We start from the raw sequence: 7,010 nt of genomic DNA, 5'->3' as shown, positions 1-7,010 counted from the left end.
GGATCTGCTGGGTCGTGCAGGACAGGGGCTTGTCGATGCCGTCCTCGCCACGCTGCAGGCGCAGCTGTTCTTCCTGCAGCCGATCGAACAGCTGTCCTTCGGGGCGTCCGGCCAAGGCACGGCGCGCGGGGTGCATCTGCGGCTGGTCGCCCGCGATCACCGAAAGGAACTGCTGGCCATAGCTTTCCAGCTTCTTGGCACCGACGCCGCTGATCCCCGCCATGTCGTCGATGTTGCGGGGGCGACGCTCGGCCATCTCGATCAGGGTGCGGTCGGGGAAGATGACATAGGCCGGCACGCGCGCGGCCTCGGCCAGGGCGCGGCGCTTGGCCTTCAGGGCGGACAGAAGCGGCTCGTCCTCCTCGGACACCTGGGTGCGCAACACATTGGCGCCCTTGGTCCCCTGGGTCGTGTCCTGACGCAGGGTGACGGTCTCGTCGCCGCGCAGGATGGGATGGGCGGCCTCGGTCAGGTGCAGCGCGCCGTGGCGTTCGGGGTCGGGGCGGCACAGGTCCAGCCCCATCATCTGCCGGAAGATCGCCTGCCACTGACCCTTGCCGAAATCGCGGCCGACGCCAAAGGTGGGCAACTGGTCATGCCCGCGTTCCTTGACCTTCTCGGTCTGGTTGCCGGTCAGCACGTCGATCAGATGGCCGCTGCCAAACCATTCGCCGGTCCGCACGATGGCCGACAGCGCCTTCCTGACGGCCATCGTGCCGTCGAACAGCTTGGGCGGGGTCTGGCACAGGTCGCAATTGCCGCAATCCTGCGCCATCTCCTCGCCGAAATAGGCCAGCAGGCGACGGCGGCGGCATCCCGTCGCCTCGGCCAGGCCCAGCAAGGCGTTCAGGCGGGCGTGATCGGCGGTCTTGCGGGCCGGATCGGCCAGGCCTTCGTCGACCTGGGTGCGGCGCAGGCGGATGTCGTCGGGCCCATAGAGGGTCAGCGTATCGGCAGGATCGCCATCGCGCCCCGCGCGGCCGATCTCCTGGTAATAGCTTTCGATGCTTTTGGGCAGGTCGGCATGGACCACCCAACGGATGTCGGGCTTGTCGATGCCCATGCCGAAGGCCACCGTCGCCACGACGATCAGCCCGTCCTCGCGCTGGAAGCGGCCTTCCGCCTCGCGGCGGGCCTCGGCCTCCATGCCGGCATGATAGGCGATGGCGGGATGGCCTTCGTCGCGCAGGGCCTGGGCCAGCGTCTCGGTACGGGCGCGCGATCCGCAATAGATGATGCCCGACTGGCCGCGGCGACCCTCCACATAGGATGTCACCTGCTTGCGCGGGCTGTTCTTGGGCTGGAAGGCCAGCCGGATATTGGGGCGGTCGAAGCCGCGCAGGAAGGTCACCGGTTCGCGGCCGTCGAACAGGCGGGTGACGATCTCGGCCCGCGTTTCCGCATCGGCGGTGGCGGTGAAGGCGGCCAGCGGCACGTCCAGCGCCCGCTTCAGATCCCCGATGCGCAGGTAATCAGGGCGGAAATCATGACCCCACTGGCTGACGCAATGCGCCTCATCGACCGCGATGGCGGTGACATTCGCGCGGCGCAACAGGTTCACCGTCCCGCCCGAAGCCAGCCTTTCCGGCGCCATGTACAACAGCTTCATCTCTCCGGCCTGCAAGGCCTGGAAGACGGCATCGGTTTCCTCGTCCGTGTTGCCGCTGGTCAGGGCGCCCGCATTGACGCCCGCCGCGCGCAGGGCCCGGACCTGATCGCGCATCAACGCGATCAGCGGCGAGATGACGACCGTCACCCCGTCCCGCATCAGCGCCGGCAGCTGGAAGCACAGCGACTTGCCGCCGCCCGTGGGCATGATGGCCAGGACGTCGCTGCCCTGGGCCACGGCCTCGACGATGTCCTGCTGACCGGGCCTGAAGCCGTCGAAGCCCCAGACCTGACGCAGCAGATCGTTCGATGCCAGATCCCGTGTCATCATGCGCCGTAGAAGAAGCCTGCATTGTTGGCCAGGGCCCGCTGCGCGATGATGATCGCGATGAAGACGATCAGCGGCGCCAGGTCCAGCCCGCCCATGTCGGGCAGGCGGCGGCGGATGGGGGAATAGATCGGCTCCAACAGCCGGTTCAGACCGTCCCAGATCTGGGCGACCAGCGGCTGGCGCAGGTTCAGGACCTGGAAGTTGATCAGCCAGGACATGATGATGTGGACGATCATGATGAACCACAGAACCTGCAGGATCAGTTGCAGCGCCTCGTACAGCGTTCCCATCGTCGCGTCCTTCCCGTGGTGTTGGCTTGTCATGTTGGCAATTCGGCCCCTGTATGCGTGTCCGGCCCGCGGGACGCAAGCGGCTGCGACCCCATGCCGCCGCGTCCCTGTTGACGACATCGCGATCCGGGGCCACCCAAGGGACAAATGAAAGGCCCCGCATGTATCCGTTGATCCGTTTCGCCAAAGAGCTGCTGAAATTCCGCAACGCGCCGCCGCTGCCGCCGACCGGCACGCATGTCTCCACCCATATCTGCTGGCCCTGGGACCTGGACCCCTGGATCGAGCTGAACAACGGCCGCACCCTGACGCTGTTCGACCTGGGGCGCATCCCGCTGGCGCGACGCACGGGGATGATCCCGGTCCTGCGCGCCAACAGCTGGGGGATCACGGTGGCCGGAAACTCGACGCGCTATCGCAAACGCATCCGGGCCTTCGACCGTTTCACCATGCTGTCGCGGATGGTGGGCTGGGATCACCGCTTCGTCTATATGGAACAGTCCATGTGGAGGGGCGGCGAATGCTGCAACCAGGTGCTGATCCGCAGCGCCATCACCTCGGCCCAAGGCATCGTCCCCCCGGCCGATGTCGTGCGCGCCCTTGGCCATGACATGGACAGCCCGGCCCTGCCCGACTGGATCACCGCCTGGATCGCGGCGGATGCCGAACGCCCCTGGCCCCCCGCCATCCCCGAGGACGCCAAACTTTCCTTGCCACTGTAATCGGCAAGGGGCCTTATATGTCGCAAACCGGAACAACCGGATCGGGGCACAGGGGGCATGAATGAACCGCAAGCGCATCTGGGGGTGGTGGTTCTTTGACTGGGCCAGCCAGCCCTTCCACACCCTGCTGCTGACCTTCATCTTCTCGATCTATTTCGCCGAGGTCGCGCGCCGCCATTTCGTCAGCCTGGGCGACAGCGCGGGCCTTGCGGGGGCCAATGCGCAGGCACTGTGGGGATACGGGCTGTCGGCGGCAGGCGTCGTCATCGCCCTGCTGGCCCCGGTGCTGGGCGCCATCGCCGACAGTTCGGGCCGCCGGATGCCCTGGGTCTGGCTGTTTTCGGCGCTCTATGTCGTCGGATCGGCGGGGCTGTGGTTCCTGATGCCCACGCAGCCCGCACTGATCCAGGCGGTGGTGCTGTTCGGCATCGGGCTGATCGGGGTCGAATTCGCGACCATCTTCACCAATGCCATGCTGCCATCCCTGGCCCCCCGATCCGAGATCGGCCGCCTGTCCGGGTCGGGCTTCGCCTTCGGCTATCTGGGGGGCGTCGTGTCGCTGGCGGTGATGCTGGCGCTGTTTGCCGAAACGCCGGGCGGGCGGACGCTGGCGGGCATCCCGCCGCTGTTCGGGCTGGACCCCGCGCTGCGCGAAGGGACCCGCTTTGTCGGGCCCTTCACCGCCATCTGGTACATCATCTTCATGCTGCCCTTCTTCCTGTGGGTGCGCGATCCGCGCGGCGCGGCGCGGCCCATCCGCGTGCGGGCCGCGCTGCGCGACCTCTGGGCGCTGGTGCGCAGCCTAGGGCATCGCGACAGCCTGCGGAACTGGCTGATCTCGTCGATGCTGTCGCGCGACGCGCTGAACGCGCTCTATGGGTTCGGCGGGGTCTATGCGGGCACGGTGCTGGGCTGGCCGGTCTTTCTGGCGGGGATCTTCGGGGTGGTCAGCGCGATCTCGGCGGCGGCGATCAGCTGGCTGGGCGGGCGGGCCGACCGCCGGTTCGGGCCGCGCCGGGTCATCGTCCTGTGCATCCTGGCACTGACGGCGGTCTGCACGATCCTGGTCGGCATGGACCGCGACGCCATCTTCGGCATCGCGGTGCCGGCGCAACCGGTGGTGGCGGGCCTGCGCCTGCCGGACCTGGTGTTCTTTGTCTGCGGCGCGGTGATCGGCGGGGCGGGCGGCGCCCTGCAGGCGGCCAGCCGCACGATGATGGTCCGCCACACGACCCCCGAACGCGCGACCGAGGGCTTTGGCCTTTACGCGCTGTCGGGCAAGGCCACGGCCTTTCTGGCCCCCTTCCTGATCGCGGTGACCACCGATCTCAGCGGCAGCCAGCGCATCGGGTTCCTTCCGCTGATCGTGATCTTTCTTGTCGCGCTGGTTCTGTTACGGTGGGTCAACCCGGAAGGAGAGTCATACCCGTGATCCGCAAGACCCTGACGACCGCCGCCATCCTGATCGGACTGGCGATGCCCGCCACCGCGCAATCGCTGGCCAAGGACGTGTTCGGCTACGCCCCCGGACCGACCGGCGGCACCCCCGCCGCCTTCGGCACCTACAGCAAGGGCTGCTTCAACGGCGGCGTCCAGATGCCGGAAAGCGGCCCCACCTGGCAGTCCATGCGCCTGTCACGCAACCGCAACTGGGGTCATCCCGACCTGGTCAACTTCCTGCAGGGCCTGTCGCAGGCCGCCACCAAGATGGGCTGGAACGGTCTCTATATCGGCGACATGAGCCAGCCGCGCGGCGGCCCGATGCTGACCGGCCATGCCAGCCACCAGATGGGGCTTGATGCCGATATCTGGATGCTGAAACCGCAAAGCCTGTCGCTGAGCCGCCAGCAGCGCGAGAATATCTCCTCGGTTTCGGTCGTGGCGTCGAACGGGCTGGGCATGTCGGGCTATTGGACGCCGTCCCACGCGGCGCTGATCCAGTCGGCGGCAATGGACCCGCGCGTCGATCGCATCTTCCTGGACGCGGCCATCAAGGACGCGATGTGCAAGGCCAACGGCAATCGCGGGTCCTGGCTGCAAAAGCTGCGCCCGACGCCGAATCACGACTATCACTTCCATGTCCGCCTGAACTGCCCCGCGGGCAATCGCGGCTGCTCGAACCAGGCCACGCCCGTCGCGGCGCTGTCGGGCAACGACAATGGCTGCGGCGCGGCGGCGCAGGAACTGGCCTATCGCGCCAACCCCGCGTCGCGCCCCAAGGCCGGCCCCGGAAACCCGAACTATCGCCACCCCCGCACCTATCAATTGGCTGAAATGCCGCGCCAATGCCAGATCATCGGCACCGCGCGCTAGGCGCCATCCTGTCGTCGCTGCTGTTCGCCGCGCCTGCCCATGCAGGCGCGGTTCTTGATTACGTGGGCACCTATGTCTGGTCCCGCGAGGAAGACAGCTTCGGCGGTTTTTCCGGGGTCGAGATCAGCCCGGACGGCCGCGAATTCCACGCCCTGACCGACCGGTCGCACCTCTATTGGGGGCGCGTCCAGCGCGATCCGCGCGGCATCGTCCGCGACATGGTCGTGGCGGGACGCGCGCATCTGCAGGACAGCAAGGGCGAACCCTTGCCGCCGGGTTATATCGGCGACAGCGAGGGGCTGGCGGTCGGCACCCGGAACGACATCTGGATCAGCTTCGAGGGGCTGGACCGCATCGCGCGCTATGACGATCCCGACCGCCCCGCCGTCACCCTGCCCCGCCCGCCGGAACTGCCCGGCATGGGCCAGAACGCAGGCCTCGAGGCGCTGGCCATCCGCCAGGACGGCACCGTCTTCGCCATTCCCGAACGATCCGCCGATCCCGAGACGCCCTTCACGGTGCTGTCCTTTGCCGATGACGCCTGGTCGAAGCACACGACCATCCGCCGCGATCCGCGCTGGCGGCCCGTCGGCGCCGATTTCGGACCCGATGGCTGGTTCTATCTGCTGGAGCGCAACTTCCACGGCATCCTGGGCTTTTCGTCGCGCATCCGGCGCATGCACCTGACCCCCGGCCAGGCGCAGGACGACGAGATCCTGCTGGAAACCAAGCCGCTGCAATATGACAACCTGGAAGGGCTGTCGGTCTGGGATGACGGGACCGGCACGCGGCTGACGATGATCTCGGACGACAATTTCCTGTTCGTCCAGCGGACCGAGATCGTCGAATACCGCCTGCGCCCCGAAAACGCGCCGCCACGGGAAAATTGACAAGGGGGTGCGGGCGCGCCTATGCCACCCGCTGCCCATGCCCGATCCGGGCCGAGTTCTTCCGCAACCTTGTAAAACGGAAACAATCCTGATGACCCGCTTTCTGCCCGGCATCCTTGCCATGGCCGCCATCGTCGTGGCCTCGAACATCCTGGTCCAGTTCACCGTCGCCGACTGGCTGACCTGGGGGGCCTTCACCTATCCGCTGGCCTTCCTGGTCACCGACGTGATGAACCGCGTCGACGGTCCTCGGGCCGCGCGCCGGGTCGTGGTGGCCGGTTTCGTCGTCGGCGTCGTCTGTTCGCTGATCGCGGCCCAGATGGACGCGACCACCCTGCGCATCGCCATCGCCTCGGGGGCGGCCTTCCTGACGGCGCAGCTGGTCGACATCGCCGTCTTCGACGCGCTGCGCGGCGGGCGCTGGTGGCGGGCGCCCCTGGCCTCGACGCTGGTCGGGTCGGCGCTGGACACGGCGCTGTTCTTCGGCATCGCCTTCGCGGCCGTCCTGCCCCATGACATCAACACCGGCTGGTCGTCGGAAGCCGTTCCGCTGCTTGGTCAAGGACCGGTCACCGCGCTGTGGGTTTCGCTGGCAGTTGCCGACTGGCTGGTCAAACTCTGTCTGGCGATACTGGCCCTTGTGCCCTTCCGGCTGATCGTCCGCAATTTGTTGGGCGATGCACGCGAAAGCTGATTGACAGAATCTGGATATGTGGCAACCTCGGCCTTACAACGGCAAACTTTTGAAAGGAGGTGGTCCAGTGTCTAGAGTGATATTGGAGAGCGGTGTCGGAACAGTCTGGGGGGCCGTGGCCTGAGGGCAATCCTGAAGGTCGTAAACCCTGATTGGGACCGG

The 7,010-nt window shown here is 67.2% G+C and carries 7 protein-coding genes (1 of these 7 only partly in view); 5 read left to right on the top strand and 2 right to left on the bottom strand.

What is annotated here, in order from left to right; genetic code table 11:
* Positions 1 to 1,936, bottom strand: partial view of a DNA helicase RecQ gene (recQ, locus tag IE00_RS12915; RefSeq protein WP_072297624.1) — the 5' portion only. Its footprint begins 113 nt before the window's first position; the window shows 1,936 of its 2,049 coding nt (coding positions 1-1,936); it begins with the start codon at positions 1,934 to 1,936; its stop codon lies beyond the left edge, outside the window.
* Positions 1,936 to 2,229, bottom strand: coding sequence for a YggT family protein (locus tag IE00_RS12910; RefSeq protein WP_072297573.1), 294 nt, complete (start codon positions 2,227 to 2,229; stop codon positions 1,936 to 1,938). Before IE00_RS12910 ends, recQ begins: the two co-directional genes overlap by 1 nt.
* A gap of 161 nt (positions 2,230 to 2,390) precedes the next feature.
* On the opposite strand from IE00_RS12910, the gene IE00_RS12905 reads away from it, so the two are divergent.
* The 5 genes from IE00_RS12905 (at position 2,391) to IE00_RS12885 (ending at position 6,848) form a co-directional block, all read left to right on the top strand.
* Positions 2,391 to 2,951, top strand: a complete 561-nt coding sequence (locus IE00_RS12905) for an acyl-CoA thioesterase (RefSeq protein WP_072297571.1) — start codon at positions 2,391 to 2,393, stop codon at positions 2,949 to 2,951.
* A 61-nt stretch (positions 2,952 to 3,012) separates the two neighbouring features.
* Positions 3,013 to 4,383 carry an MFS transporter gene (locus tag IE00_RS12900; protein ID WP_072297563.1) on the top strand — a complete coding sequence of 457 codons (1,371 nt, stop codon included), beginning with the start codon at positions 3,013 to 3,015 and terminating at the stop codon, positions 4,381 to 4,383.
* The gene (gene mepA, locus IE00_RS12895) at positions 4,380 to 5,264 is read left to right on the top strand and encodes a penicillin-insensitive murein endopeptidase (RefSeq protein ID WP_072297561.1); all 885 of its coding nucleotides are present in this window, start codon (positions 4,380 to 4,382) and stop codon (positions 5,262 to 5,264) included. The genes IE00_RS12900 and mepA overlap by 4 nt, the downstream gene beginning before the upstream one ends.
* Positions 5,237 to 6,154 (top strand): esterase-like activity of phytase family protein, encoded by a 918-nt coding sequence (locus tag IE00_RS12890; RefSeq protein ID WP_072297558.1) that lies wholly within the window; start codon positions 5,237 to 5,239, stop codon positions 6,152 to 6,154. The genes mepA and IE00_RS12890 overlap by 28 nt, the downstream gene beginning before the upstream one ends.
* A 91-nt stretch (positions 6,155 to 6,245) precedes the next feature.
* Positions 6,246 to 6,848: a queuosine precursor transporter gene (locus IE00_RS12885; RefSeq protein ID WP_072297556.1), complete on the top strand. Its 603-nt coding sequence runs from the start codon at positions 6,246 to 6,248 to the stop codon at positions 6,846 to 6,848.
* The last annotated feature ends 162 nt before the right edge of the window (positions 6,849 to 7,010 follow it).

Origin of the sequence: Paracoccus sp. SM22M-07 (genome assembly GCF_001887735.1) — a bacterium.
Taxonomy (GTDB): Bacteria; Pseudomonadota; Alphaproteobacteria; order Rhodobacterales; family Rhodobacteraceae; genus Paracoccus.
This window is presented reverse-complemented; position numbering and strand designations above follow the sequence as displayed.